At 43.9% G+C, this 25,815-nt stretch carries 20 protein-coding genes; 8 read left to right on the forward strand and 12 right to left on the reverse strand.

All coding sequences use genetic code 11. The annotated features are described in order from the left end of the window. The 6 genes from B2248_RS06625 to leuA form a co-directional block, all read right to left on the reverse strand. Nucleotides 1-1,571: homocysteine S-methyltransferase family protein (locus B2248_RS06625; protein WP_286722507.1), on the reverse strand; the 1,571-nt coding region annotated here is incomplete at its 3' end. Between the two features lie 125 nt (nucleotides 1,572-1,696). Next, the gene (locus tag B2248_RS06630; RefSeq protein WP_273179737.1) at nucleotides 1,697-3,805 is read right to left on the reverse strand and encodes a methyl-accepting chemotaxis protein; all 2,109 of its coding nucleotides are present in this window, start codon (nucleotides 3,803-3,805) and stop codon (nucleotides 1,697-1,699) included. Nucleotides 3,806-4,064: 259 nt separating this feature from the next. Beyond that, nucleotides 4,065-5,774: a potassium/proton antiporter gene (locus B2248_RS06635; protein WP_273179734.1), complete on the reverse strand. Its 1,710-nt coding sequence runs from the start codon at nucleotides 5,772-5,774 to the stop codon at nucleotides 4,065-4,067. Between the two features lie 75 nt (nucleotides 5,775-5,849). Next, on the reverse strand, nucleotides 5,850-6,326 hold the full coding sequence (locus B2248_RS06640; protein ID WP_273179733.1) for an LEA type 2 family protein: 477 nt from the start codon (nucleotides 6,324-6,326) through the stop codon (nucleotides 5,850-5,852). A 178-nt stretch (nucleotides 6,327-6,504) separates the two neighbouring features. Next, the gene (locus tag B2248_RS06645) at nucleotides 6,505-6,774 is read right to left on the reverse strand and encodes a hypothetical protein (RefSeq protein WP_273179730.1); all 270 of its coding nucleotides are present in this window, start codon (nucleotides 6,772-6,774) and stop codon (nucleotides 6,505-6,507) included. A 226-nt stretch (nucleotides 6,775-7,000) separates the two neighbouring features. After that, nucleotides 7,001-8,698, reverse strand: coding sequence for a 2-isopropylmalate synthase (leuA, locus tag B2248_RS06650; RefSeq protein ID WP_273179726.1), 1,698 nt, complete (start codon nucleotides 8,696-8,698; stop codon nucleotides 7,001-7,003). Nucleotides 8,699-9,010: 312 nt separating this feature from the next. On the opposite strand from leuA, the gene B2248_RS06655 reads away from it, so the two are divergent. Continuing rightward, nucleotides 9,011-9,481, forward strand: a complete 471-nt coding sequence (locus B2248_RS06655) for an Lrp/AsnC family transcriptional regulator (RefSeq protein WP_273179723.1) — start codon at nucleotides 9,011-9,013, stop codon at nucleotides 9,479-9,481. 55 nt (nucleotides 9,482-9,536) lie between these two features. After that, entirely contained in the window at nucleotides 9,537-11,117 is a 1,581-nt protein-coding gene (locus tag B2248_RS06660) for an FMN-binding glutamate synthase family protein (protein ID WP_414673467.1), read from the forward strand. On the opposite strand, the gene rarD is transcribed toward B2248_RS06660, so the two are convergent. Beyond that, entirely contained in the window at nucleotides 11,104-11,994 is an 891-nt protein-coding gene (gene rarD / locus B2248_RS06665) for an EamA family transporter RarD (protein ID WP_273179718.1), read from the reverse strand. The genes B2248_RS06660 and rarD overlap by 14 nt on opposite strands. 97 nt (nucleotides 11,995-12,091) lie before the next feature. Then, complete coding sequence (locus B2248_RS06670; RefSeq protein WP_349676132.1) at nucleotides 12,092-12,394, reverse strand: MGMT family protein; 303 nt, start codon at nucleotides 12,392-12,394, stop codon at nucleotides 12,092-12,094. Between the two features lie 149 nt (nucleotides 12,395-12,543). Here B2248_RS06670 and B2248_RS06675 point away from each other — a divergent pair, with 149 nt between their 5' ends. Further along, entirely contained in the window at nucleotides 12,544-13,257 is a 714-nt protein-coding gene (locus B2248_RS06675) for a matrixin family metalloprotease (protein WP_273179715.1), read from the forward strand. Between the two features lie 79 nt (nucleotides 13,258-13,336). Here the strand turns inward: B2248_RS06675 and B2248_RS06680 are convergent, their stop codons facing one another. Together B2248_RS06680 and B2248_RS06685 are read right to left on the reverse strand one after the other, a co-directional pair. Next, nucleotides 13,337-15,688: a bifunctional diguanylate cyclase/phosphodiesterase gene (locus B2248_RS06680; protein ID WP_273179713.1), complete on the reverse strand. Its 2,352-nt coding sequence runs from the start codon at nucleotides 15,686-15,688 to the stop codon at nucleotides 13,337-13,339. Nucleotides 15,689-16,013: 325 nt separating this feature from the next. Continuing rightward, nucleotides 16,014-16,445, reverse strand: coding sequence for a hypothetical protein (locus tag B2248_RS06685; RefSeq protein WP_273179711.1), 432 nt, complete (start codon nucleotides 16,443-16,445; stop codon nucleotides 16,014-16,016). A gap of 580 nt (nucleotides 16,446-17,025) precedes the next feature. Here B2248_RS06685 and B2248_RS06690 point away from each other — a divergent pair. Then, nucleotides 17,026-18,435 (forward strand): PhoH family protein, encoded by a 1,410-nt coding sequence (locus B2248_RS06690; RefSeq protein WP_273179707.1) that lies wholly within the window; start codon nucleotides 17,026-17,028, stop codon nucleotides 18,433-18,435. A 91-nt stretch (nucleotides 18,436-18,526) separates the two neighbouring features. Further along, complete coding sequence (locus B2248_RS06695) at nucleotides 18,527-19,141, forward strand: PilZ domain-containing protein (protein ID WP_040576617.1); 615 nt, start codon at nucleotides 18,527-18,529, stop codon at nucleotides 19,139-19,141. Here B2248_RS06695 and B2248_RS06700 read toward each other — a convergent pair. Both B2248_RS06700 and B2248_RS06705 read right to left on the reverse strand, forming a co-directional pair. Further along, nucleotides 19,128-22,319, reverse strand: a complete 3,192-nt coding sequence (locus B2248_RS06700) for an efflux RND transporter permease subunit (RefSeq protein ID WP_273179705.1) — start codon at nucleotides 22,317-22,319, stop codon at nucleotides 19,128-19,130. The genes B2248_RS06695 and B2248_RS06700 overlap by 14 nt on opposite strands. Continuing rightward, nucleotides 22,312-23,385, reverse strand: a complete 1,074-nt coding sequence (locus tag B2248_RS06705; protein ID WP_273179702.1) for an efflux RND transporter periplasmic adaptor subunit — start codon at nucleotides 23,383-23,385, stop codon at nucleotides 22,312-22,314. Before B2248_RS06705 ends, B2248_RS06700 begins: the two co-directional genes overlap by 8 nt. 96 nt (nucleotides 23,386-23,481) lie before the next feature. Here B2248_RS06705 and B2248_RS06710 point away from each other — a divergent pair, with 96 nt between their 5' ends. From B2248_RS06710 to B2248_RS06720, 3 genes are all read left to right on the forward strand, one after another. After that, the gene (locus B2248_RS06710) at nucleotides 23,482-24,129 is read left to right on the forward strand and encodes a glutathione S-transferase (RefSeq protein ID WP_273179700.1); all 648 of its coding nucleotides are present in this window, start codon (nucleotides 23,482-23,484) and stop codon (nucleotides 24,127-24,129) included. A gap of 325 nt (nucleotides 24,130-24,454) precedes the next feature. Beyond that, nucleotides 24,455-24,985: a hypothetical protein gene (locus B2248_RS06715; protein ID WP_273179698.1), complete on the forward strand. Its 531-nt coding sequence runs from the start codon at nucleotides 24,455-24,457 to the stop codon at nucleotides 24,983-24,985. 30 nt (nucleotides 24,986-25,015) lie between these two features. Continuing rightward, nucleotides 25,016-25,813 (forward strand): hypothetical protein, encoded by a 798-nt coding sequence (locus B2248_RS06720; RefSeq protein ID WP_273179697.1) that lies wholly within the window; start codon nucleotides 25,016-25,018, stop codon nucleotides 25,811-25,813. Nucleotides 25,814-25,815 lie beyond the last annotated feature (2 nt).

Here is a 25,815-nt window from a genome sequence, read left to right on the forward strand (position 1 = left end):
ATATTCGGATCGAAAATGATGTCTTCGGGTGGGAAATGCACTTTTTCAGTTAACACTTCATAAGAGCGTCTGCAGATTTCCAGCTTACGCTGGCGAGTATCAGCCTGACCGACTTCGTCAAACGCCATTACAATCACTGCCGCACCATAGCGACGAACCAGCTTGGCCTGTTCGATGAATTTTTCTTCGCCTTCTTTCAGGCTGATGGAGTTAACAATGCCTTTACCCTGAATGCATTTCAGACCGGCCTCGATAACTTCCCACTTGGATGAGTCAATCATCACCGGTACGCGGCTGATATCGGGCTCAGCAGCCAGTAAATTGAGGAAGGTCACCATGGCCTCTTTCGAGTCCAACATGCCTTCATCCATATTGATATCGATGATTTGAGCACCATTCTCCACTTGCTGACGAGCGACTTCTAAAGCGGTGTCGTAGTCACCTTCTTTAATCAGTTTGGCAAAGCGGGCGGAACCCGTGACGTTGGTTCGTTCACCGACGTTCACAAACAGGCTGTCAGGAGTGATATTCAGGGGTTCTAAACCACTTAAACGGCAATGATGTAAATTAGCTTTTGGCTGACGTGGTTTAATGCCTGCCACTGCATCGGCAATGGCTTTAATATGTGCAGGTGCGGTACCACAGCAGCCACCAACAATATTTAAGAAACCAGATTGTGCCCATTCTTTAATTTGCACCGCCATGACTTCTGGTGACTCATCATATTCACCAAACTCATTTGGCAAACCCGCATTAGGGTGAGCACTGACGTGGCAAGTCACCACATTGGATAATTCTTCTACGTATTGACGTAATTGCTCTGCACCCAGCGCACAGTTCAGACCAATACTCAGCGGCTGGATATGTGCCAGTGAGTTCCAGAACGCTTCGGCGGTTTGGCCAGAAAGCGTGCGGCCACTGGCATCCGTGATGGTGCCGGAAATCATGACCGGAATATGCACATTGTTTTGCTCGCAAAACTGATCAATCGCAAACAGAGCCGCTTTGGCATTTAATGTGTCAAAAACGGTTTCCACCAGCAATAAATCCGCACCGCCATCGACTAAACCACGAATGGCTTCCAGATAGGCTTCAACCAGTTCATCAAAACTGACATTACGAAAACCAGGATTATTTACGTCAGGAGAAATACTGGCCGTGCGGTTAGTTGGACCTAACACCCCAGTGACAAAACGCGGTTTATCTGGATTCTTGGCCGTAAACTCATCAGCCACTTCTTTGGCTAATTCTGCTGAGACTTTGTTTAACTCATACACCAGATCTTCCATCTGGTAATCAGCCATGGCAATAGAGGTGCCATTAAAAGTATTGGTTTCGACAATATCCGCACCGGCTTCAAAATAGGCGCGATGGATATCGCGAATAATCTGTGGTTGGGTCAAAGACAAAAGATCGTTATTGCCTTTAACATCACAAGGATGATCAGCAAACCGTGCTCCACGGAAATCTTTCTCTTCCAACTTATAGCTTTGAATCAACGTGCCCATGCCACCATCAAGAATCAGGATACGTTGTTCGAGTAAGGATTTAATTTGTTGAAGCACAGTCATTTAAAGCAGATTTCCCATCTGGTAAAGCGATTATAAAAATCGCACGATTATACCAGATACTCACCGTGACTTTTTAACTCTGATGGATGTAGTTCAGCCAGCATTGCTGCTGGCTGAACACTGACTTACACCTTGAATGACGATAAGCCGGTTTGCAACTCATTGGCTGTGGCATCCAAATCGCTACCGACCTGACTCAATTGTTTTGCGCCTTCCGCCGTTTGCTGCACCAGATCAGAAATACGGGTTAAGTTCTCACTGACGTTTTCACAGACATTACTCTGCTCTTCAGTGGCTGAAGCAATCTGTAAAGTCATTTCAGAGACTTCATCAATGGCAGTTTTAATTTTCATTAAGGCACTGGCAGCTGAATGCGCTAATTCCACGCTATGCTCTACCTGTTGACCGCTTTTTTTCATCGCTTCAGAGGCTTCTTTATTACCTTGATTCAATAATGAAAGACGATTCTGGATTTCTACGGTCGCTGACTGAGAGCGGTTAGCCAATGCACGTACTTCATCTGCCACCACAGCAAAACCACGTCCTTTTTCACCCGCTCGGGCCGCCTCAATCGCGGCATTTAACGCCAACAAATTGGTTTGTTCTGCGATGCCCTGAATTTCAACCAAAATCTCGGCAATGGCACCACTATTTTTGACCAATTGGTCCAACGCCGCTTCAGAGAGTTGAACACTGTTTTTCACGTCACTGATTGACTGTGCATTCTGACTGACAAGATCGGCACCGGCTTCGGTTGATTGGTGTGCATCACTCACCAGTGTCGCTGTACGTTCAGCATTACCCGCAATTTGCTGTGCAGAGGCAGACATTTCAGTCACTGCAGACACCATCTGATCTAATAAACTGCTTTGCTCATTCATCTGCTCACTGGTTTGCTGACTAATTTGCTTACCCTGAGCTGACAAGTCACTTATACGATTACCTATAGGCAGCATATTTTTAATTAGAGTCTGCAACTTCTGAATAAAAGTATTTAACAGGTTTGCCAGCTTACTGGTTTCATCCTGACGAGTCACATTAATCCGTTGCGTCAGATCACCTTCTCCACCGGCCAGTTTGCCAACAATACCTGTCATATCATGTAAAGGCTTCACACTACTTTTGGCGACGAACCAAACAACGAGCACACCGATAACGGCAAATAATATGCCGAGTAAAGTTGTCTGACTGATGAAGTGAGATTGCTGATTATCCATAAATTCTTGCTGTTGTCTGATATCTGCATAGATAACCGCTTCTGGCACCGAAATATAGACAATCCATGGCTTATCAGCCTGAGCCAAGTTAAAAGGCTTTAGTACGTTCAGAGTTTTATTATCAGCAAAAATACTGCCTTCCCCTGAAGCAGACACCGCTTTAATTTTTTCAACCAGACCAGCATCAACCGACTTCAGGTTTTTACCCACTAATTCCGGATGCTCACTATCGGCAACGATCACACCCTTGGGGCTTAATAACAGCATCTGGCCCGCGCCCTCATAAAGCTGTTTGTCGACTTCTATCACTTTAGACTGTAAAAAGTCGGCGCTGATATCTATCCCCGTCATACCAATGAATTTACCGTTTTTATTCACCGGCACGACCATACTGGTCAATAAGACATCCTTACCATTAATCGGATAAATATAAGGGTCAATGACACAGCTTTTGTTGGAATCTTTCGGGCATAGATAATATTCGCCGGCTCTGACACCATTGTCGTCAAGGCTCTGGTCTTCAAGTCCAACCAGATTCTCAACAGCAAAACCATCATCATTACCGTGAATCACATACGGTAAAAAGCGACCAGTTTCATCACTACCAGTCGTTGAACGAAATAGACCATCAGAAAAATCGAGTTGATTAGGTTCAAATGCGACATACGTTCCTAAGAAATTAGGGCTCAGATTTAATGTCTTTTTTAGAATATCTAACGCTAATTCACGCTTATCAATGGTGTTTGAAGCTTCGGCAAGAGACTGCATAGACATGGCTGAAGAAGTGGCAACATTCAATGCTTTTTCGAGAGGAACCAGTAGACTGGCACTGGTATCGCTAGCGAGTAATTCGAGGTATGATTCCGCCTGTTTTTTTGTCAATTCACTGCTGTATTCAGAAAGTGATTGATTAATTTTTCCAAAATTATACATCGAGACCAATACTGTCACGAGCACAATGGATAACAGACTCAGTCCAGCCCACAAGCTAAAGCGTTGCTGAATAGATAAATTCATTTTAACTCCATAGAAAACGGCTACCAGTCAAAACCGCATCATGTTTGTTAGCTAATGAATGAAGCTAAACCTCCACTGAAAAGTGCACACAAACAGGCGACAAACTCAGCTAACTGTTCTCCATTAAACAATGCTCAGATTGTGTTCTATAAGTTATGACAGGTCACCAAAAAATGATGATGTGGAAAATATGACAGAAAGCGAAATAGAAAACAATGTTTAATGAGAGGAAACATGGATTCAGTCACATATCCCTTTCTCAATAAAGCCTCATACCCACTTTTTTCACGGTATCGCCATCGACTTCATTCACTACCCAATGAATACCGTGCCAATCAATATCATCCCCCACAACAGGGTGGCCACCTACCCGACGAGCAATAAACTCGCCCAGACTGACGCCGACTTCCTGAGGACTGATGGTTAAGCCATAGGCCTTAGCGACATCTACCAGCATCGCATCGCCATTGAGTACAAAAGAACCAAAAAAGGCTAACTGTTTCTGGTTAAGTTGATTATCACCATTAAATAACTCATTCAGATTATCTAAATCTTCTTCGCGACTAATCACACATAAAATGTCGCCTAATTTTAAGCGGGTACTACCTTTAGGATGAATCATCTCTTCATTACGGAATAATGCAGAAATCATTGCCCCTGATGGAAAGCGTAATAACCGAATAGGTTGCTCATCAAGGCGATGATTTTCTACTTTATAGACAAACATTTCATAATCACGCTCGGGCAAAATCCCCAGAGATCCACGCTGTCTTGGGCTGGCTTTTTTAGGGATCTGTACCCGCATCCATTTTGCCATCGGCAATAATGTTCCGCCCTGAATTAATAGCGATAGCAAGACCACAGCAAACGCCACATTGAAATACATTGACGAATTATCTACTCCGCCGATAACAGGGAAAATCGCTAACACAATCGGCACAGCACCACGCAATCCAACCCAGGAAATGAAGCCGATTTCCCGCCAGCGGAACTTAAAGAACGGTTTTACTGAGAGCACGACAGCCAGCGGTCTGGCAACAAAAATAAGGGCTAAGGCAATAACCAGTGACGGTAAAGCATATTTCATCAATTCAGTTGGCGTGACCAACATACCCAGTACCAGGAACAAGCCAATTTGACTTAACCAAGCCAGGCCGTCATACACAGGTAAAATGTGCTGTAACTGACGCGTGTTTTCACTGCCTATCATTAAGCCACAAAGGTAGATCGCCAAAAAACCACTGCCTCCCACCCAAGAAGCCAATCCAAAAATTGTAAAGCCGAGTGCTAAAGCCAGCAGAGAATACAGGCCTGGTACCAGCTCTAATTTGCTCAATAAACGCTTAACTAACCAACCACCTAAAAGACCAATCCCAATGCCAAAGCCAAACTGTTGCAGGAAAAATAAGACATTGCCTAAAACTGTATTTTCATCACTGATCAATAGTTGAATAAACATCAAGGTGAGGAAAATAGCCATCGGATCGTTAGTACCCGATTCAATTTCAAGGGTAGCACCAACCCGCTCGTTGATATTAATCCCTTGGCCGCGCAACATGGAAAATACAGCGGCCGCATCCGTTGACCCGACAATAGCGCCGATCAACAGCCCTTCAACCAATGTCAGATTAAAAATCCACATTGCGATTAAACCAACGACGCCGCTGGTAATAAATACGCCAACCGTGGCCATAGATAAGGCAGGTTTAAAACCTACACGGAATGTTTTCAGGCGAGTACGCATACCGCCATCAAGCAAAATCATTGCTAATGCCAGATGACCAATGACAAAGGCCACAGAATAATTATCAAACTGAATACCTAAAACGCCGTCTTCCCCAGCCAACATACCTAAAGCCAGGAAGATAATCAGTAGAGGCAGACCAAACAATGACGACAAGCGGCTAGCCAGAATGCTGAGAGCAATCAGGGAACCACTTAACAGAAACAACATACTTATCGAATTCATAGGGGCGCTTTTAAATATGAGCTATGTCATAAACATAGCAACAAATGCTCGGAAGAGCACGAAATGACAGTGAATTTATCGGGGTGATGAGGGATTTTTTAAACTAAATGTCCCGGCCTCTTCAATATCAATAAAAGGTAAAAGGCTGCCGACATCCAGACGCGCCTTAAATCGATAATCAAATGAATCTTTGTTATTACTCATCAATTGACTGATTAACTTCGCACTGCCAATCAAGTCTGGCACAGCCCTGATTGTAAACTCTTCAGTGCCGTAGCCTGCGACACGAGGCAAGTCAGGTTCAGCACCACTTAAAATACGATAGCCATCAACTTCAACGGAATAGCTCATACCTTTCAATGGCAGTGCACTCCGGTTGGGATTAATGACTTTTAGGCCAACAAGAAATGTCGGTGTTGAAGCTGTTGATTGAGGTGCCAAAGTGAAGGAGGTGATATTGACCTGCGGCTGTTCGAACTGAGGAGACAATGTAGCGCATGCTGATAAGGTATAAGTCATGATAAAAAGAATGACCCAGCGAAAGTGTCGCATTGAATGCTCCTGTGATGATCTAAAATCGAATAACTTAGTACAAATGATGCCCTGAAACGCTTAATTCAAGCTTATCAGACAGATTAAATTGAAAGGTCACAAAAAAAACGCCGCACTTTTTCCAAAAGCGCGGCGCCTCTTAAAGCTTATGGACGCAGTGTCCGTTCAGGAATGCAGATTATTGACCGCGTTCCTGAACTTCTTCATTTTCATCCATCTCATGTGCTGGATGCGGTGAGTTAGCAGAGTCCTCTGCTTCCTCCATATTTTCTTTATATTCTTCGCTGTGTTTTTTATCTTTGATGGTATCCAGCTCTTCACCCATTTCATGAGCCGGGTGTTTTGCTCCCTCATGGGACGACTCATGTTCATTTGCGAAGGCTGCACCTGAGCTAAATAAAACCAGCATTACAACGGATAATAAAGTTGTTAGTTGTGTTTTTAACATGATTTTCTCCTTTGTTTGATTTCATCAAACATCGGTGAGAAGAACCTGAACAGATACGTATATATTCAGGACTGTTTCCTACCCTAACGAATTAATGGATAGAATTCAAATCATGGGGAAATATTTTCACCTTATAAATCAATAACTAAGAAACATAACATTGGAACAAGAACAATCCCGAGCAACAAGTCAGGGAATCCTTAACTCACGCTCGGGAAATGACTGATTATCCTGCCGCGACGTTCTCAACTATCTCTGGGTTAGTACCGTTGATAAAACGATTCACACCATTCAACAAGGCTTTTATCGCCGAGGTAGTGATATTTTGATCCTGACCAACACCAAACACTGTTGCATGTTCACCGACCTTAACTTCAACATAACTGACTGCTGTCGCATCAGACCCGGCGCTCATACCGTGCTCGTGATAATCAGCAACGGTGACCGTTTCACCGATATGTTCAGATATCGCTTTTGCTACCGCATCCAAAGGGCCATTTCCCTGACCTTTTAATTCGATACGTTGTTGCTGATATTTCACCACCACATGGCTCAACACCTGATGACTCTCTTCATCAACAATATGGCTTCCCATATATTGATATGGACTATTCACCTGAACATATTCTTTATCAAATAAGGTCGCGATATTGTCAGCATTAATTTCGCGGCCACTGCTATCACTGACTTTCTGTACCACTTTGCTGAATTCAATCTGCAAACGTCGTGGCAATTCAAATCCAGCATGCTGCTGTAACAAGAAACTCACGCCACCTTTACCCGACTGACTATTCACCCGAACCACCGCATCATAACTACGATTCACATCCGCTGGATCAATTGGTAAATAAGGCACTTGCCAGTAATCATCAGCTTTTTGCACAGCCAAACCTTTTTTAATCGCATCCTGGTGTGAACCTGAAAATGCGGTAAACACCAACTCTCCTGCATAGGGGTGGCGAGGATGTACAGGCAATTGTGTGGTTTCTTCAAACAACTGACGGATCTGATCCATCTGGGTGAAATCGACACCAGGATGAATTCCCTGCGAATACAAATTCATTGCCAAGGTGATTAAATCCACATTACCGGTGCGTTCACCGTTACCAAATAAACAGCCTTCCACACGATCAGCACCTGCCATTACAGCTAACTCTGCCGCTGCTACCGCTGTGCCACGGTCATTATGTGGATGCACACTCAGAATAATGCTGTCGCGTTGATTTAAATGTCGATGCATCCATTCCACCTGATCGGCATAAGTATTCGGCGTAGCCATTTCCACGGTTGCCGGCAAGTTAATAATCATCTTATGTTCTGGAGCCGGCTGCCAGATCGCCGTTACTGCATCACAGACTTCTTTAGCAAATTCAATTTCAGCACTGGAAAATGTCTCAGGTGAATATTGATAAATCCACTCAGTTTCAGGCTGCTTTGCCGTCATTTCTTTCACCCAGCGTGTGCCTCGTTCTGCAATCTCTTTGACTCCCGCCTTGTCTGTGCGATAGACAATCTCACGAAATGCCGGTGCAATCGGATTGTACATATGCAAAATGGCACGCTTTGCGCCTTTTAAGGATTCCACTGTTCGGGCAATTAAGTCTTCTCTGGCCTGAGTTAACACTTCAATGGTGACATCATCAGGAATACGATTTTCTTCAATCAGCCGGCGTACGAAATTAAAGTCCGTCTCCGAAGCTGATGGAAAGCCAACTTCAATTTCTTTGAAGCCCATATCCACCAAGGCTACAAAGAACCGCATTTTAGTATCGACAGACATCGGATCAATCAAAGCCTGATTACCATCACGTAAATCGGTGCTCATCCAGATCGGGGCTTTATCGAGTACCACATTAGGCCACTGCCGATCCGGCAATTGGATAGCATCAAAGCGGCGATACTTCTGAGCGGGCTGACTAATCATGTCTGACTCCTGACAATACATATTAATGACACAAAAGATGCTGAAACAAATTTGCCTGACTCACCATATCAATCGGGTTAATTGATACTTTTCCGATGTACCGTTCATGACTTTTGATCATGTCCGTGCATCGTGCCAGCCGCGCTTTTGGCGCATGAGCTATCAGTTCCAGCCATGTGAAATAGTATAAAGAAGTGTTAATAGAATTAAATTGCTAAGTTTGCACAAAATCAAACAACAAAAGAATAATATTGCTTATATTTATTAAATATTGAAATATATAACCACAATATAATTTAACAGGAATATTTCATGTCTGAACAACTTGATAAATACGATGTCATGATCTTGCAAAAATTACAGACTGACGGACGTATCACCAACCAGGAATTAGCCGAAGCCATCAAACTTTCACCCTCGCCCTGTCTGCGCCGGGTTAAACAAATGGAAGAAAAAGGCTTAATTGATGGTTATGTTGCTTTACTCAACGCCAAAAAATTAGGACTGACCTTAATGGCCTTTATTGGTATCAGTATGGATAAACATACACCGGAACGATTCGAAGCACTTGAGTCGACACTAGCCAGCTACCCTGAAGTCCTCGAATGTCATCTGATCACCGGCCAATCGGCAGATTATTTATTAAAAGTCATTGTGAAGGATATGGATGCCTATCAACAATTTCTGCTCAATAAATTAACCCGGATTGAAGGTGTCACCGGTGTTCACACTTCCTTTGTGATGAAGTCGCCAATTAAAACCACGGCTTTGCCTGTTGGCTAATGCAACCAATAAGCGCTCGTTGAGTCGGATATAGAAATATTCACAGTGAGGTTATATGTATCGCCGGCACTTCTTTCTACTTGTTGTTCTGAGTCTGTGTTTTTTCATTTTTCTTAGTTGGCTCATACCGTCAAGCAGTTGGCTACTGGCTGTATGGGTAATGCTAACGGGACTCGGCATCTACGATTTACGCTGCCGTCACAACGTTTTAAACAACTATCCGGTCATTGGACACCTTCGGTATTTACTGGAATTTATCCGTCCGGAATTACGCCAATACTTTTTTGAATCCGAGTCCAGCGGCAGACCATTTAATCGTGAACAGCGAGAGATTATCAACAAACGTGCTGACGGTGTGAGTGATGCGATGCCGTTTGGCAGCGTCAATGATATTGAACATGCCGGCTATGATCTGAGTTACCACTCCTTATCCCCTAAACAAGTTGATGATAGCTACCGCTGTGTCACTATCGGTGGACCACAATGTGGTCAGCCATATCATTCATCGCGTTTTAACATTTCTTCTATGAGTTTTGGGGCTATCTCAGGTAAAGCCATTCAAGCGCTTAATTTGGGTGCAAAACAAGGTGGTTTTGCCCAAGTAACAGGCGAAGGAGGCATTAGCCCATATCATCAGCAGCATGGCGGTGACCTGGTCTGGCAGATTGGTACCGGTTATTTTGGTTGTCGAACCCAAAATGGTGGTTTTTCTGCGGCTAAATTTGAGCATTCCGCCAGGTCCGATCAGGTAAAAATGATTGAACTGAAATTATCACAAGGTGCCAAGCCTGCTCATGGTGGTTTGTTACCCGCCTCAAAAATTACCGAGGAAATTGCAAAAACACGTGATGTGCCAATGGGTGAAGATTGTCTATCTCCCCCTGCCCATAAAACATTCTCAACACCAGAGGGTTTGCTTCAATTTATCCAACAATTACGTGAAATGTCAGGAGGCAAGCCAGTTGGCTTTAAACTCTGCATTGGTTACCAACATGAGTTTTTAGGCATTTGTAAAGCCATGTTGGAAACAAACATTCTGCCTGACTTTATAACGATTGATGGTGCTGAAGGCGGCACAGGTGCTGCACCAACAGAATTTTCTGATCGGCTGGGTTTATTCATTAATGAAGCCTTGTATTTTGTTCATAATGCCCTAGTTGGCGTGGGCTTACGTGATCAGATTAAACTCATCGTCAGTGGTAAAGTTGCACTAGGCTATGACATGGTTGTCAAAAAAGCCTTAGGCGCCGATCTTTTCCATGCTGCCCGTCCCTATATGTTTGCTATCGGTTGTATTCAGTCGCGTCGTTGTCATACCAATAATTGTCCAACAGGTATTGCTACACAGGATGAGCGACGTTCCAGAGCCATTAATGTCCATGGGAAAGCGCGGCGTGTTCAGCGATACCATGATGCTACACTTACCTCTTTTTTAGAGTTAACTGCAGCAATGGGGCTGACCTCACCGGACGAATTAACGCCCGAACACATAGAACATCGTGTCGATGATGCTCCAGCGGTGACTTATAGCGAGTTATATGGTCCTGCTCTGACCGAAGGCTGTTTGGTCACTCAACAAACCGTTCCAGTCAGGTGGCAGAAATTATGGGATAAAGCCAGTGCTAATCAGTTCTGATAGCGGGTTGTTTCTGTTTTTGTAATTGCCACATCCCAGCCATAAACAACAGCATCGCTAACCAAACAATAATAAATGTCACTAATCTGGCTTGAGGAAAGTGCTCATCCAAGACATACACTCCAATCAGAAATTGTATTGTTGGATTGATATACATAATAAAACCGACAATCGATAGATTGATACGTCGGGTTGCCATAGCAAATAAAACCAAAGGTAATGCCGTCAAAAAGCCTGAGCTAATCAACAAAACGGTTGTCGTTGCATCCTCGCCAAATTGTAATATTGACGGCTCAGCATTGGCCTGCCAGCCAATCCACAGCATAACAAAAGGCATTAACCACAAAGCTTCTATGGTGAGTCCGTTAATACCATCAATCGGATGAACTTTACGGATAAGTCCGTAGAAGGCAAAAGCAAATGACAAAACAACGCCCACCCATGGCAAGCTGCCAAACGACCACAGTTCCCAAAGCACTGCCAGAAACGCAATTCCTCCCGCGATGGCTTGTAACGGATGCAAAGACTCTTTGAGTAAGAGTCGCCCCATCAGCAAGCTGACCAAAGGCATGATGAAATAACCTAAACTGGCCTCAAGCACCCGATGTTGACCTACGGCCCAGATGTACACCAACCAGTTAATGGCAATAAATACCGCTGACGCGCCCAGCCACAATAAGGTCGTTTTATTATGCAATGCTTCCCAGAGGTGCTTACCTCGTTTTAGCAATAAGCCCACCGTTAAGGTAGCCACCAGTGACCAGATAATCCGATGCGCAGTCACTTCAATAGGTGACACGTGGCTCAGGTAACTGAAAAAGAGTGGAAAAGTACCCCAGATGGTATAAGCCAGAATGGCTAAGATTAGACCTTGCATGGTGCTCTCAGAAATTTAAATACATATGGTATCAGTGACACAAACGGCTATAAACACTTATCAGCTAGCTCCCCTTATCAGAGAGTTACGGTGCATATTAATGGTGCTGGTAGACCGATAATTGTATTTTTCCGTTATGGATGACAATCCCTTCTGCGCGAAGGCACTGTATCTGCATAGCGTATTTATCGCTGTCTTCAGGAAAAGAAGATCGCCCTTGTGCATTAATAACACGATGCCAGGGTAATTCTGTGTCAGGAGGTAAATTTTTTAATACCGTCCCGACATAACGAGCATATCCTGGATAGCCACAATGCTTAGCAATTTGTCCGTATGTCATCACTTTTCCGAAAGGTATATCGGCAACGGTATGCCATATCATGGTATCAAGTTCGTTCATTGTGCTGAGTATAGACGTTGATTCATTTATTTTGTCGATAAACAAAGGACTTTTTTGTGTTATTAAGCTGAGCGACAAGGTTAAAAAATGTGATAAATTTCACATTAACTAAACCGCTACTTTATCAACTCAAGACAAGGATGACTTCAGTGAAAACATTCACAGCCTTACTCTGTTTATTTTTCTTATCAACAGCCAATGCTTACACCCTATCTTCTGGCCCAATACAGAAATGGGGAGATCCCACGCTCGGCACGGGTGCAACGATCAGTTACAGCTTTATGATGGGTGGAGAACAATGCGATACATCTACTTGCTCTGCGTTAGATAGCTTTATGCCATTGGGGTTTCAGCAAGAAATCAAAAAAGCATTTAATGCCTGGAGCAGTGTCGCCAACCTCAATTTTATTGAAGTTGCAGACGATGGCGCTAACTTTAATACATTAACCACTTCAGGCGATATCCGCATTGGTGGTGAAACGATTGATGGACCAAGCGGCGTACTAGCCCATGCGTTTTATCCCGATACCCACTGGTATTTTTCTGCTGGAGGTGCTCTGCATTTTGATACCTCAGAAACATGGAGTATTGATAGCCTCGTAGACGGTATCAGTATCTTCTGGGTAGCTTTACACGAAATTGGCCACTCACTGGGCTTGGGTCATTCAAACGAATCTAACGCTATCATGGGGCCTTATTACAACCCTGTTCTGACAGGTCTTCAAGCTGATGATATTGCTGGTATTCAATATCTCTATGGTGCCAATATTTCAGCCGTCCCAGTTCCGGCAGCTTTCTGGTTATTAGGTTCAGCCTTGCTAGGCTTGTGTGGATTAAGAAGAAAAACATCTTCTAAAAATTAATATGAATCAGCCTCTCACGCTATGTGGGTGAGAGGCTCAACATATTTATTTGCCAATACCACAGTATCTCGAACGGCCATCAAGCTAAGCTCTGCTTTGAATTATTCAAGTATTTCTCAAACTCATCTGCTGGCATCGGTTTATTAAAATAAAATCCCTGAAGTTGCGGGCATTGATATTTTCTTAAAAACTCAAGTTGCTCAATGGTTTCAACGCCTTCTGCAATCACATTAAGCCCTAATCTATCAGCCATGTTAATGATCGCCTCCGTGATGGCACTATTGCTCTGATTTTCCGGCAGTCCATGGATAAATGATCGATCAATCTTGATGCTATCGACAGGGAAAATTTCTAAGCTGCTGAATGATGAATAGCCGACACCTAGATCATCAATAGCCAATCCGACCCCGAGTTCTTTCAAGGCTCTGAGAACTTTGTTAGCGTTAACCGCATCCTCGACCACGATACGCTCGGTAATTTCAACCACTAAATACTCTGCTGGCATCTGGGTTTCGGACAATATCTTGAGAATATCATCCAAAAGACGTTCGTCATTAAATTGTTTCGGCGATAAGTTAACCGCAATGGGTAATAATCTATTGCCATTTTTTAGCCATTGCATATTTTGACGACAAGCCGTTTCTATGACCCATTTACCGATGGGAATAATCAACCCGGTATCTTCTGCAATACTGATAAAGTCAACGGGTTCAACCAAGCCTAAATTAGGATGATGCCAGCGGATGAGTGCCTCCATACCTATAATTTCAACGCTTTGTGAATCCAGCTTGGCCTGGTAAAACATCTCGAACTCATGGTTATGTAGGGCGTTCTTTAAGTCGGCTTCCAATGCTCTGCGCTCAAAAGATTGTTTGTGAAGCTCTGCAGAATAACGCTGAATTCCATTTTTACCTGACTCTTTTGCAGCATACATAGCGGCATCGGCATGTTTAGTCAGCTCATCTTCATTATCACCATGCTCCGGATAACAGCTGATACCAATACTTGCGGTGATGTGAATGACTTGGTCTTTGAGCATAAATGGGGCAGCAATAGCATTCAGAATTCGGCCAGCAACCACATCTACATGTTTATGTTCTTCCTCACCAGATACTTCGGGTAGTAGAACAATAAATTCATCACCACCAATACGACTGGCTACGTCACTGTCACGAATACTCAAGTTTAATCGTTCAGCCACTTGTCTGAGTAATTCATCGCCAGCATCATGACCCAAATTATCATTCACCGCCTTGAAGCCATCTAAATCCATGAATAATAGCGAGAACTGACGATCATAGCGCTTAGCTTCATTAATCTGATGTTGTACCATTTTGCAGAACATCGCACGATTGGGGAGTTGAGTAAGCTCGTCATGCAAAGCCATAAACTCAATCTGGCGCGTGCGTTCGTCCAGCGCCTCTTCCATAGCTTTAAAAGCACGTTTAATGGCGATGCTAAACAATATGATAGTGAGCAAAATAATAAGCAGTGCCCCGACGACATTGATCCACAGCTCGTTTATGGCACTTTTATAAAGGCGAGTGATGTTCTCAACCGACACTAATACACCGGATATCTGCCCAGTAATATCTTCAAACGGGCTTACACTGATACCATATTTCTCCTCTTTATCATTAATGAAATTATTTGCTGTAGAGATAAATCCAGCATCTAGGTTCACTTTGGGCAAAAGAGCATTCATCAGCGATGAATCGGTTGAATAAATCAGCTGGTAATGACTAAACGCCTGACCTTGGATATCAGCCTCACTGAAAGTAATAAAGTCATCCACTAATAAAATGGCAAGATCATTACCCGTGGCCTCTTTTAATTCGTGAAAGATATGGTCGATTTCTTCGGCTAACTCAATATAACCTATGAATTCCTGTGACTCTCCTAGATAAACCGGCTGAACACAACGGAGAGAATAAAAATTCATGCCCATTTCAATGCCACAGGCAAGTTTCTGTGTTCTGGCAGATTTAAGGTAGGTAGTGCGAGATAAACGGTCACCAAACTGGTCGGGCTTGTGAGCTCTCAAAATAACATCGCCATTGGGACCGATAAAATAGGCGTGGGTGATTTTTGTTTGATTTCTTAAGCGCTCAAAATCATCTTCAAATTCAGCATAGATCGTATCGCGCTGCCCTGATTGCATTTTTTCGAGTAATGTTTGATTACCGGAAAGTGCAGTAATTGCTCTGGCCAGACCTACCGCATCTGCTTCAAGAAATTGCCTAAACAGTTTAACTGTCGTTTCGTGCGTATCGGATACTTCACTATTGACGTGTTCTATATGGTGTTTAAAAAAAATCAGACTGCTAGCAATACCAACAGAGATCATCAGAGTAAACAAAAATAATTCCAAACGTGTTCTTGTGGTTAATGCTTTGACCCGTCTGCTTAATTTAAATGGCCTTACAAACATCGTTGTTTACTCCATCAACAAACAAATTAGTGTCCTTGAACTGATTTGTATAATCACATGTTTATATTAGCGCTTTGCTTCATTTGAGTAGTAAATTAATTGTTCAGTGATGTGAGTGTGAAAGCAGTACTGTCGTTATAAAAAGCTTCGTCATTATTCGCTTGGAATCGACTATCAGGAGCAAATTAGACATAAAAAAAGGGGCGAATCCTCGCCCCTTTTTACTGATTGAAAATGACGACCACAATGTCAGCGAAGGAAACGCCGACGATGAATCATTGAAATTATAAAAAAGGTCAGCCTGAATCAGGCTGACCTTCCTCGATTATTGACAACTGACTTGATAGCCATCTTTCACTCGCTTAAAGCTGTAAGTGTTGTCATTACCTTTCTGTTCATAGTTCAACTCGTCATTAACTAATTCCAGATTCTCATAATGAATTTGCTTACCGATCTGATCAGAAGAATTTCCATTCATATCCTGAAAGGCCGCAATGACCGTGTGTAACTCTTTGCCCTCCATCTTCCACTGGCCTCTTTCTTTTTGCACCCAGGAAAGATTTTCACCGTCACAGACCAGAAACAAAGCGGCGTAACTCTGATCCGCTTCACGTTTGACCAACCATTTCATAGTTTCACCGTCATGATCGGTTTCGGCATACCAGGTGCCAATTAAATCATCGAATGTTACTTCCGCAACAGCCATGCTGGATATAGATAGGCCTGCCAGTACTGCCAAAATTGTTTTTAATTTCATGGGGAATCACCCTCCTTAGATGTCTACGTAGATATAGGAGGATTCATTACTTCATCAATATTCATAACACCCGCCTAACTCGTTCGACAACACTAATCTTGCTGGTAAGACAGAACAAGATGTCCTAGTGATAATTGTGACTGACTCCTAATGCGGTGATGTAGTGATATCGCAAAAGCCTCTGTTTTTGATATCAGTTTGCTGGGAAAACAGAAAAATTTTGCCGTTATTTCGGGAGGAGAAAACCGTCTTTAAGTCAGAGCAAAGCGGTCAATCATTATGGGCTGAGCAATTCAGTCATATCAGATAAAAACGATATCGATTGCTTATTAATCAACAAGATAATGGGATCATCCCAAAAGGAATACCGACCTGGAAAAGCAGAATAATGGCTAAACGTTCGAAGATAAATCATTCGGGGAAGGCTTTTCATATTAACACTAATTAACCAGTTGTGAAGTGGCTTGCGGTTTATATGAATAGCATTGGCAAAATAATCGTTGCTCACTCTTTGCAGTAATGATTTCTTGCACCATAATCAACCTCAGGTCTCCAACTAACCAAAGAGGATCTCGAACCAATGATCAAACGTCCCGCCGAAGGTAAACGTCTGTTTATTCTGGACACCAACGTGTTAATGCATGACCCAACGGCTTTATTCCGTTTTGATGAGCATGATATCTACTTACCCATGGTTGTATTAGAAGAACTCGATCGTGGTAAAAAAGGCTTATCTGAAGTCTCACGAAATGTCCGTCAAGTTAGCCGGTTCCTCGATGATTTATTGTTACAAGCTGAAGATAATGAAGCCATTAGCAAAGGTATACCTCTACCCAGCGTGAACAGTGGTGATATGCCTAATGCCAGTGGTCGCCTGTTTTTCCAGACCACACAAATGGAGCAGGAGTTACCCAAAGAGCTGCCGAGTCATCAAGGTGACAACGCCATTTTAAGTGTGGCAATTGCATTACAGGCAGCGATTAAAGATCACACGATTATTCTCGTTTCAAAAGACATTAACTTACGCATCAAAGCCACCGTTTTAGGTATCTGTGCCGAAGACTACTACAACGATAAAGTCCTGGATGATGTGGATCTGCTTTATCGCGGTGCCAGCGAACTGAATGCGGACTTTTGGGATGACTTAAACCGCCTGGAATCATGGACAGCCGATGGTCAGACCTTTTATGAAGTTGAAGGCGATGTGGTTAAAGACTGGTATCCCAATCAGCTTATTTACTCGCCCGGTGAAGATCACAATATTGAAGCTGTCGTTCGCTCGGTCACTGAAACGAGTGCTGATATCCAGTTAGTACATGACTACCGCAAAGAAAATCACGCTATCTGGGGCATTACGGCCCGTAATCGTGAACAAAACTTTGCCCTGAATCTATTAATGGATCCGGACGTTGATTTCGTTACTCTGCTTGGTCAGGCAGGTACTGGTAAAACCCTACTGACATTAGCCGCAGCGCTAACACAAACTGTTGAGCACAAACGTTACAGTGAAATCATCATGACCCGTGTCACCGTGCCTGTCGGTGAAGATATCGGTTTCTTACCAGGTACCGAAGAAGAGAAAATGACGCCCTGGATGGGCGCGTTGATGGATAATCTTGAAGTGCTGAATAAAACAGAAGGTGGTGAATGGGGTCGTCAGGCTACCAACGATCTATTACAGCGCTGGATCAAAATCCGTTCATTAAACTTTATGCGCGGCCGAACCTTCCTGAACCGCTTTTTAATTATTGATGAAGCGCAAAACTTAACCTCAAAACAGATGAAGACCTTGATTACCCGCGCAGGCCCAGGCACTAAAATTGTCTGCTTAGGTAACATCGCTCAAATTGACACTCCGTACTTGAGTGAGACGACTTCAGGTCTGACCTATGTGGTTGATCACTTTAAATATTGGCAGCACAGTGGTCACATTACGTTGCTCAGAGGTGAACGTTCAAGACTGGCTGATTACGCCTCCGAAAACCTTTAATGCTGGCAACTTAATCGGAACATGATATAAAGAATCCTATATTCAGGCCGATTAAGTGGCATTAGGTTTTCAAGGATAACGGTAGAGAGTGATGCAACATTCAGGTTCAGACAGACGTGAATTTTTTCGAATCAATGACTCGGTGGTGATTGAGTTCAAACCAGTAGAAAAAACACACGTTGGTGAAGTCGCAAAACGTATTTCACAATCATCAGATAATGATGGTGATTCTGAACGGGCACAGTTACGCACAATGCAAAACGTGTTTTCACATTTACTGGACCAAATCAGCCAGCATGATCGTGAAATGGCACGTGCCCTACGATTATTGGATGACAAAGTAAATCTGATAGCGCAGCGAATCGAGCGTCATAACAATCCGATCAATCCTGACAAACTGACAGACGTTAACTTAAGTGGGGGTGGCGTTGCTTTATTAGTGGCCACCCCTATTCCACCAAGAGATTATGTTGAACTCTTTATGCAGTTAGTGCCATCAGCCAGTACTATTCACACTCTGGCGACGGTGATTGGCTGTGACAAAATCGAACAAGCCCCCGCTGAAACACCTTATTTATTACGTATGGCCTTCACTCATATGGATGAAATGGATCGTAATGTCCTCATTCGCCACACCTTAAAACGTCAGGCCGAACGTTTACGCGAAGGTGAGCTCACAGGCGCTATGACCCTTATCGAGTCTTGATATAGCTGTAATACAGCAACGGAATGACCAATAAGGTTAATAAGGTCGACACCAGAATTCCGAATAACAAGGCAATAGCCAAGCCATTAAATATGGGGTCATCGAGAATAAATACCGCCCCTACCATCGCAGCCAGCGCAGTCAGAATAATGGGCTTGGCACGGGTTGCAGCAGCGGCAATCACTGCCTTCTCAGCCGTCATGCCTTCAGCCATCGCATGACGAATAAAGTCGACTAACAAAATAGAGTTACGCACGATAATCCCCGCCATCGCAATCATGCCAATCATCGATGTTGCTGTAAAAGGTGCGCCTAATAAAGCATGCCCAGGCATGACGCCAATCACGGTCAGCGGAATCGGCACCATAATAATCAACGGTAATAAATAAGATCGAAACTGCGCCACAATCAGCAGATAAATCAGAATAATGCCCACGGCATAAGCTAAGCCCATATCACGAAACGTCTCATAGGTAATTTGCCATTCCCCATCCCATTTCAGTGAATCTTGTAGCGCCAGACTTGGCACTGAAACCAAATATTGCTGAATCGGCATATTCTCTAATTGCTGATACACCGAAAACATTCCATATAATGGACTATCGACCTTGCCAGCCATATCCGCTGTGACGTAAGTCACGGCTTGTAAGTCCTTGTGGTAAAGCGTTTGCTGATGTTCACCATCCACCACATTGACGACGTCAGATAAACGAATCAGCTCACCTTGTTGATTGATGAGCTTCATATTCAATACGGCATCAAGATTCGCTTTATCCTCGATTGACCATTGCAACCGCAATGGTATGGCATATTTCACATTATCATCGTGCAGATACCCCACATCCTCGCCAGTCAGCGCTAACTGAATAGCTTCAACAATCTGTTGCTGACTCAGGCCAAATAAGCTCGCTTTATTTCTATCTACATTAATGATCTGTCTGTCGGCTTTCGCCTCAATGCTGCTATCAATATCGACAATGCCATCGGTTTGCTCAAACACCTTAACAAGTTGTGATGCCTGATTTTGTCGCTGTTGTTCATTCAAGCCATACAACTCCGCCACAATGGGTGATAACACAGGTGGCCCCGCCGGCACTTCAACGACCTTGATACGCGCATCCCATTTCTTAGCAATCGCTGTCAGTGGTTCTCTTAGCTTTAGTGCTAAGGCATGGCTATGTTCATCACGCTGATGTTTATCTCTGAGGTTGATTTGAATATCTGCCTGATGCCAGCCCTCACGCAAATAATACTGACGCACCAGACCATTAAAATTAATCGGCGAAGCTGTGCCGACATAGGCCTGATAATCGGTCACATCGGCAACGGTCGACAGATAATCTGTCAATGCACGGGTGACTGCTGCTGTTTTTTCTAATGGCGAGCCTTCAGGCATATCAATCACAATCTGCACTTCAGACTTATTATCAAACGGCAGCATTTTCAGAATAACCAGTTTCATTGCTGCCAGACCAACAGACACAATGACCAGCAAAATAAGTCCCCCCCACAGTAATTTTCGGCGGCGGGCAGCATTTTCATGTAATAGAAAGGGACTCAAAATACGCTGAAAAACGGCGTTATATTGGGACTCGGCGACTTGCTCATGATTGGCCGAACGAGAATGTGAAAGCATCTTCAACACCATCCATGGTGTCACGATATAGGCCACCATTAATGACAACAGCATGCCCATACTGGCATTAATCGGAATCGGGCTCATATACGGGCCCATCAAACCGCTGACAAAGGCCATGGGTAATAAGGCGGCGATCACGGCTAAAGTCGCCAATATTGTTGGCTGCCCCACCTCATCAACAGCGATGGGAATCGCTTGCTTTAAGGTTAATTTTCCTTGTTGAATATGACGATGAATATTCTCCACCACCACAATCGCATCATCCACCAAAATGCCAATAGAAAAAATTAAGGCGAATAACGACACCCGATTTAAAGTAAAGCCCCATGCCCACGAGGCAAATAACATCAGTAATAAAGTAATCACCACCGCTACGCCAACGATAATGGCCTCTCGCCAGCCCAGTGCAAATAACACCAATAAAACCACAGCCACCGTGACAAAAATAAGTTTATGGATCAGCGTATCGGCCTTTTGATCCGCCGTTTCACCATAATTACGCGTGACGGTCACCTGCACATCATCCGCAATCATCACACCTTTTAATGCTGTTACCTGCTGCAGAACGGCATCGGCAATATCGGCGGCATTGGTTCCGGGCTGTTTGGCAATGGCGATGGTGACGGCATTATATTCACCCTGAGCTTTAATCTGTTTGTCTGCAGCTGCAGGTCCGGTGCCAAACCACACATACTGACGGGGTTGTTCTGGACCAAGAGCAATATCAGCCACATCCGTCAAATACACCGGTTGGTCATTAAATACACCGACAATTAATGACTTCAGCGTGTCAGCGGAAACAATAAACTGACCCGCTTGAACGCTTGTCATTTGATTATTCTGTACTGTCGTCCCAGCTTCAGCAGATTGGTTAGCGGCTGACAATGCCTGACTCAAACGATGACTATCAATGTGATAAGCCGTCATTGCCTCTGGATCTAAGGTGATATTCACTACGGTATCAGCGCCGCCAACAGTATAAATATCCCGTGTTCCATCAACCCGCTTCAGTTCCACTTCCAAGGACTGCGCCAACTGTTTTAACTGATTTGAATCCTGCTGGCCCCGACGCCATAAGGTCAGCGTCAGAATAGGCACATCATCAATGCCTTTGGGTTTAATAATAGGTTGTGACACACCTAAGTTTTTAGGCAGCCAATCCAGATTGGAATATATTTTATTGTACAAACGTACAATCGCATCGGTACGGTTCTCGCCGACTTCAAACTGGGCAGTGATGATAGCCAACTCTGGCTTCGATACTGAATACACATGTTTCAGACCAGAAATTTCACTGACCACCTGCTCCGCTGGTGTCGCTATCAAACTCTCCACTTCCTTGGCTGACGCACCAGGATAAGCAATGAAAATATCTGCCATGGTGACATCAATCTGCGGCTCTTCTTCACGCGGCGTCACCATCAATGCAAACAACCCCAGCAATAAAGCCAGCAATGCCATCAACGGCGTCAGTGCATTGTCCTGAAATAACGCGGCAATACGGCCGGATATTCCCAGTGTTGGCTTAATATCAGTCATGTTGTTGCTGCAAATACAATAAAGCCATATCTGGCTGAGTAATCACTTGTTCTCCGGCATCGATACCGGATAAGACTTCAACCCAGCCATCATCGTATTCCGTCCCAACTCTGAGTTGTCGGAATACAACCCGTTGCTGCGCTAGCACATAAACCCCGTCCACTTCAGCCCGTTTTACCAGCGCATGTTTTGGAATCACCAGTACCGGCTGCTCACTGCCAGAAGCGGTGACTTTTGTCGTCATGCCAGGGAAAATATCATTGAGATTTTGTGGTAAATCCAAACGGATATGAAAACTGTGAGTCTGTGTATCTGCAGCTGGAATTAAGGTTTTATCAAGCTGTGTTAAGTGTTCGCCTGTAGGTAAAAGCACATCCAGCTTGGCCGCCATCACTTCAGTTAACTGTTTCTGTGGCACGGTAAACACCACGCGTAAATCATCCAGTGATAAACCGGACATCAATGCCTGTCCAGGTGTTGCCATCTCGCCAACTTCAATCCAGCGCTTGGTCATCACACCAGCATAAGGTGCTCGCACTTCGGTATAGGACAGCTCAACTTTAGCCTGCTCGACTTCCGCTTGCCGCGCTTTTATTTGGGCATTTAATACATTGACCCGAGCTGCCGTCGCCGCTTTATCCGCTTCTGCTTTATCTAAAGCGGAACGGGTCACTTGTTTACGTTGGTACAAATCATTAATACGTTTGGCTTCAGCAGCGGCTTCAGTATATCTGGCCTGAACTTCTTTTAACTGCGCCTGTTCGGCCAGCAGATTCGCTTCTGCCTGCCATAGACGGGTTTTAATTTCTTCATCATTAAACCGTAAAATCAGCGCACCTTTTTCCACCCGGTCATTTACGTCATAAAAGATCTCAGCCACTTGCGCTGAAACGCGAGAAGAGACAGTCGCCTGATTAACGGCTTCAATACTGCCATCAAAAGTCCATTGCTGAGCGAAGTTTTTGAACACCGCCTCAGCGTGGGGTGGCGCTTCCGCCTGAACAGTAAAACTCACAGGAAAAAGCAGTATGAAAATGACGATCCATCTAGTAAATGAATGTTCCATGGTAATCTCAACATCAATATTAGCATTTGCTAATTTACATTTATCACCGCTGATTGTCTATACTGAGTTTTTGTTCAAGCTGGAAATAATCTGTTCATGAAGTATCCCACTTTATATAGCTTTCGCCGTTGTCCTTACGCTATGAGGGCCCGGCTTGCACTAGCCGCCAGCGGAATAAAAACCGAACTTCGTGAAGTGGTATTAAAAGATAAACCCGCAGAATTATTGGCTGTTTCCCCCAAAGCGACCGTACCTGTTTTACAAACTGAAACTGGCAGAGTGATTGATGAAAGTATTGATATCATGCGTTGGGCACTGGATAAACGCGATCCATTAAACTGGTATCAAACGCTCAATCGGCGTCAACAAATCCAATGCGATGAACTGATTGCCAATAATGATGGTGACTTTAAGTACTACCTTGATCGCTATAAATATGCAGACCGTTACCCAGAACATTCAGAAAGCTATTACCGTGAGCAAGGTGAAAAAACCTTACAAAATCTGGAATCGTTATTAACAGAAAATGGTTGCCTGCTGAGTGAAAAATGGACGATGGCAGATATCGCGCTGCTGCCCTTCGTTCGTCAGTTTGCTTTAGTTGATAACGACTGGTTTAACACAGCACCTTATCCTCTCGTCAGAGACTGGTTAAATCACTTTCTACAAAGTGAGTTGTTTGCCAGTGTGATGACAAAATACGAACAATGGCATGCCGATCAGCCACAAATATTGTTTCCATAATGTCGGAACATAGCTTATAGAGTCAGCTTCTGCCGTGGCTCTATATAGCGTTGATAAAGCATATTGAATCACAGAAACGCCGCATTCAAACCCTCGACATGACACCTCAGATAAACGCCATATTCAACAAAGTGTTTATCCATCTTCGAATCAACGCCAACAACAAACAAAGTATTGATTAAACTAAAAAAATCCGTTAAATATTCATTCACACACAAACACTGACTAAGCTTGACTCAGTCTTTTTATCGCACAAAAAGGACGTTCTAACGCAACACCCAACTGACATTAATCATCTTTAGAGTTTTTTGAGGGGGAATCTCTAATGCATACAAGGAATTTGGTAGGTTTTGTCGTTCTCAGTTCATCTCTAATATTAAGCGCATGCGGCGATGGTCAGAAAAGCCAGATTGATGAAGCTTTAGCCGCTAAGTTCGATAGCAATCTGTGTTTTAAAGAACTCAAACAGTTCCCTTATGTAGCACGACCTAAGCCACGCGATTGGCTCCAACCAATGGTAGATGATGGCCTTCTGGATATGGAGGAACGGAAATCAAAAACGAATTCGGGCTCAGAATACATCTACACCATGACCGAAAAAGCATTGAAATACTCCACTAATGAAGGTCATTTCTGTTATGGCACGCAACGCTATGAAGATGTTGAAGGTTTGCCTGATACCGACGATGGCTTCAAACCAGGCATGCAAATTCCAGTAAAAGTGATTGTTAACCGTGAAATCACCGCGGATTGGGCCGAAGCCGATGTGCTTAAAAACAAAGTCCAAACGGGAGAATTCATTTTGCCTGCGGTGTTGATATTCAAACAAGACGGCTCTATCAGCGTTTTTAAATAATCCAACAGACTCGTTATAGGTAGCTAGCTCATGAGTGAATTTATCGATAAGTTGATGAGTAAAGATCGCCCCCTCTGGCAACGTCTTTTGCTGTGGCTTGTGATCATTTTTCTTTTATTCAACACCGTTGGCGTCACCCTCTTTTTTGTGTTTGAAATATTCGGCAGATATTTCGGCAAACTCTTTGTGTTAATACTGGCAGGTGTCACGCTCGCCATTCCAATCTGGCGCTGGCACTTAAAGAACGTTCTGCAAACCTGGGGCAATCCATCCGTATCCGTCTTTACCCGCCGAGAAGATCCAGCAACTGGTGGCTATGTGTTTGATGTTCAGCCTGCCAGAGCGACACGCACGCCAGCCATTTTTCTATTTGCTGTGGGTCTGTTTTTCCTGTTCAGCTTTGTTCTGATTTCATCCGTATGGATTTATATTCTGTCGCTGATCTTTATCGGCGTCGGCTGTAGCTTTGTTTTACCCGGAGCACGTTACCGAAAACCAGCACGGGTGTCCGTTTCCAAACAAAGTATCGAAGGTAATGACTTTAGCCTGCCACTAGCCTCTATCGCTGAAATTAAGGTCGTTCATAACGGCTTGGTTGTAGCAGAAGATCCTATTATGCCTGGACCCAATGGCGTCCCCGTTTCTTCCATGTTAGGCCGACACTGGGGACATCGACAGGCTGAACGCGATTATTGTGTGGAAATAAGAGCCGAGGGTAACAGTGAGCCTTATGTTCTTGCAGGCGGCCTGACTCTGGAATGTGCTACAGCGCTAGTAAACGATATAAATAAAGCCAGAGATGAAATTAGCCAAACCCTATCCGGATAAGG

Source organism: Methylophaga sp. UBA2012 (genome assembly GCF_002335235.1).
Lineage (GTDB): Bacteria > Pseudomonadota > Gammaproteobacteria > Nitrosococcales > Methylophagaceae > Methylophaga > Methylophaga thalassica.

Excerpts from the sequence above, each read along its gene's own strand:
- B2248_RS06630 (WP_273179737.1), bottom strand. The coding sequence starts at position 3,805 with ATGAATTTATCTATTCAGCAACGCTTTAGCTTGTGGGCTGGACTGAGT.
- B2248_RS06635 (WP_273179734.1), bottom strand. The coding sequence starts at position 5,774 with ATGAATTCGATAAGTATGTTGTTTCTGTTAAGTGGTTCCCTGATTGCT.
- B2248_RS06640 (WP_273179733.1), bottom strand. The coding sequence starts at position 6,326 with ATGCGACACTTTCGCTGGGTCATTCTTTTTATCATGACTTATACCTTA.
- B2248_RS06645 (WP_273179730.1), bottom strand. The coding sequence starts at position 6,774 with ATGTTAAAAACACAACTAACAACTTTATTATCCGTTGTAATGCTGGTT.
- leuA (WP_273179726.1), bottom strand. The coding sequence starts at position 8,698 with ATGATTAGTCAGCCCGCTCAGAAGTATCGCCGCTTTGATGCTATCCAA.
- B2248_RS06655 (WP_273179723.1), top strand. The coding sequence starts at position 9,011 with ATGTCTGAACAACTTGATAAATACGATGTCATGATCTTGCAAAAATTA.
- B2248_RS06660 (WP_414673467.1), top strand. The coding sequence starts at position 9,537 with ATGTATCGCCGGCACTTCTTTCTACTTGTTGTTCTGAGTCTGTGTTTT.
- rarD (WP_273179718.1), bottom strand. The coding sequence starts at position 11,994 with ATGCAAGGTCTAATCTTAGCCATTCTGGCTTATACCATCTGGGGTACT.
- B2248_RS06670 (WP_349676132.1), bottom strand. The coding sequence starts at position 12,394 with ATGAACGAACTTGATACCATGATATGGCATACCGTTGCCGATATACCT.
- B2248_RS06680 (WP_273179713.1), bottom strand. The coding sequence starts at position 15,688 with ATGTTTGTAAGGCCATTTAAATTAAGCAGACGGGTCAAAGCATTAACC.
- B2248_RS06685 (WP_273179711.1), bottom strand. The coding sequence starts at position 16,445 with ATGAAATTAAAAACAATTTTGGCAGTACTGGCAGGCCTATCTATATCC.
- B2248_RS06690 (WP_273179707.1), top strand. The coding sequence starts at position 17,026 with ATGATCAAACGTCCCGCCGAAGGTAAACGTCTGTTTATTCTGGACACC.
- B2248_RS06695 (WP_040576617.1), top strand. The coding sequence starts at position 18,527 with ATGCAACATTCAGGTTCAGACAGACGTGAATTTTTTCGAATCAATGAC.
- B2248_RS06700 (WP_273179705.1), bottom strand. The coding sequence starts at position 22,319 with ATGACTGATATTAAGCCAACACTGGGAATATCCGGCCGTATTGCCGCG.
- B2248_RS06705 (WP_273179702.1), bottom strand. The coding sequence starts at position 23,385 with ATGGAACATTCATTTACTAGATGGATCGTCATTTTCATACTGCTTTTT.
- B2248_RS06710 (WP_273179700.1), top strand. The coding sequence starts at position 23,482 with ATGAAGTATCCCACTTTATATAGCTTTCGCCGTTGTCCTTACGCTATG.
- B2248_RS06715 (WP_273179698.1), top strand. The coding sequence starts at position 24,455 with ATGCATACAAGGAATTTGGTAGGTTTTGTCGTTCTCAGTTCATCTCTA.
- B2248_RS06720 (WP_273179697.1), top strand. The coding sequence starts at position 25,016 with ATGAGTGAATTTATCGATAAGTTGATGAGTAAAGATCGCCCCCTCTGG.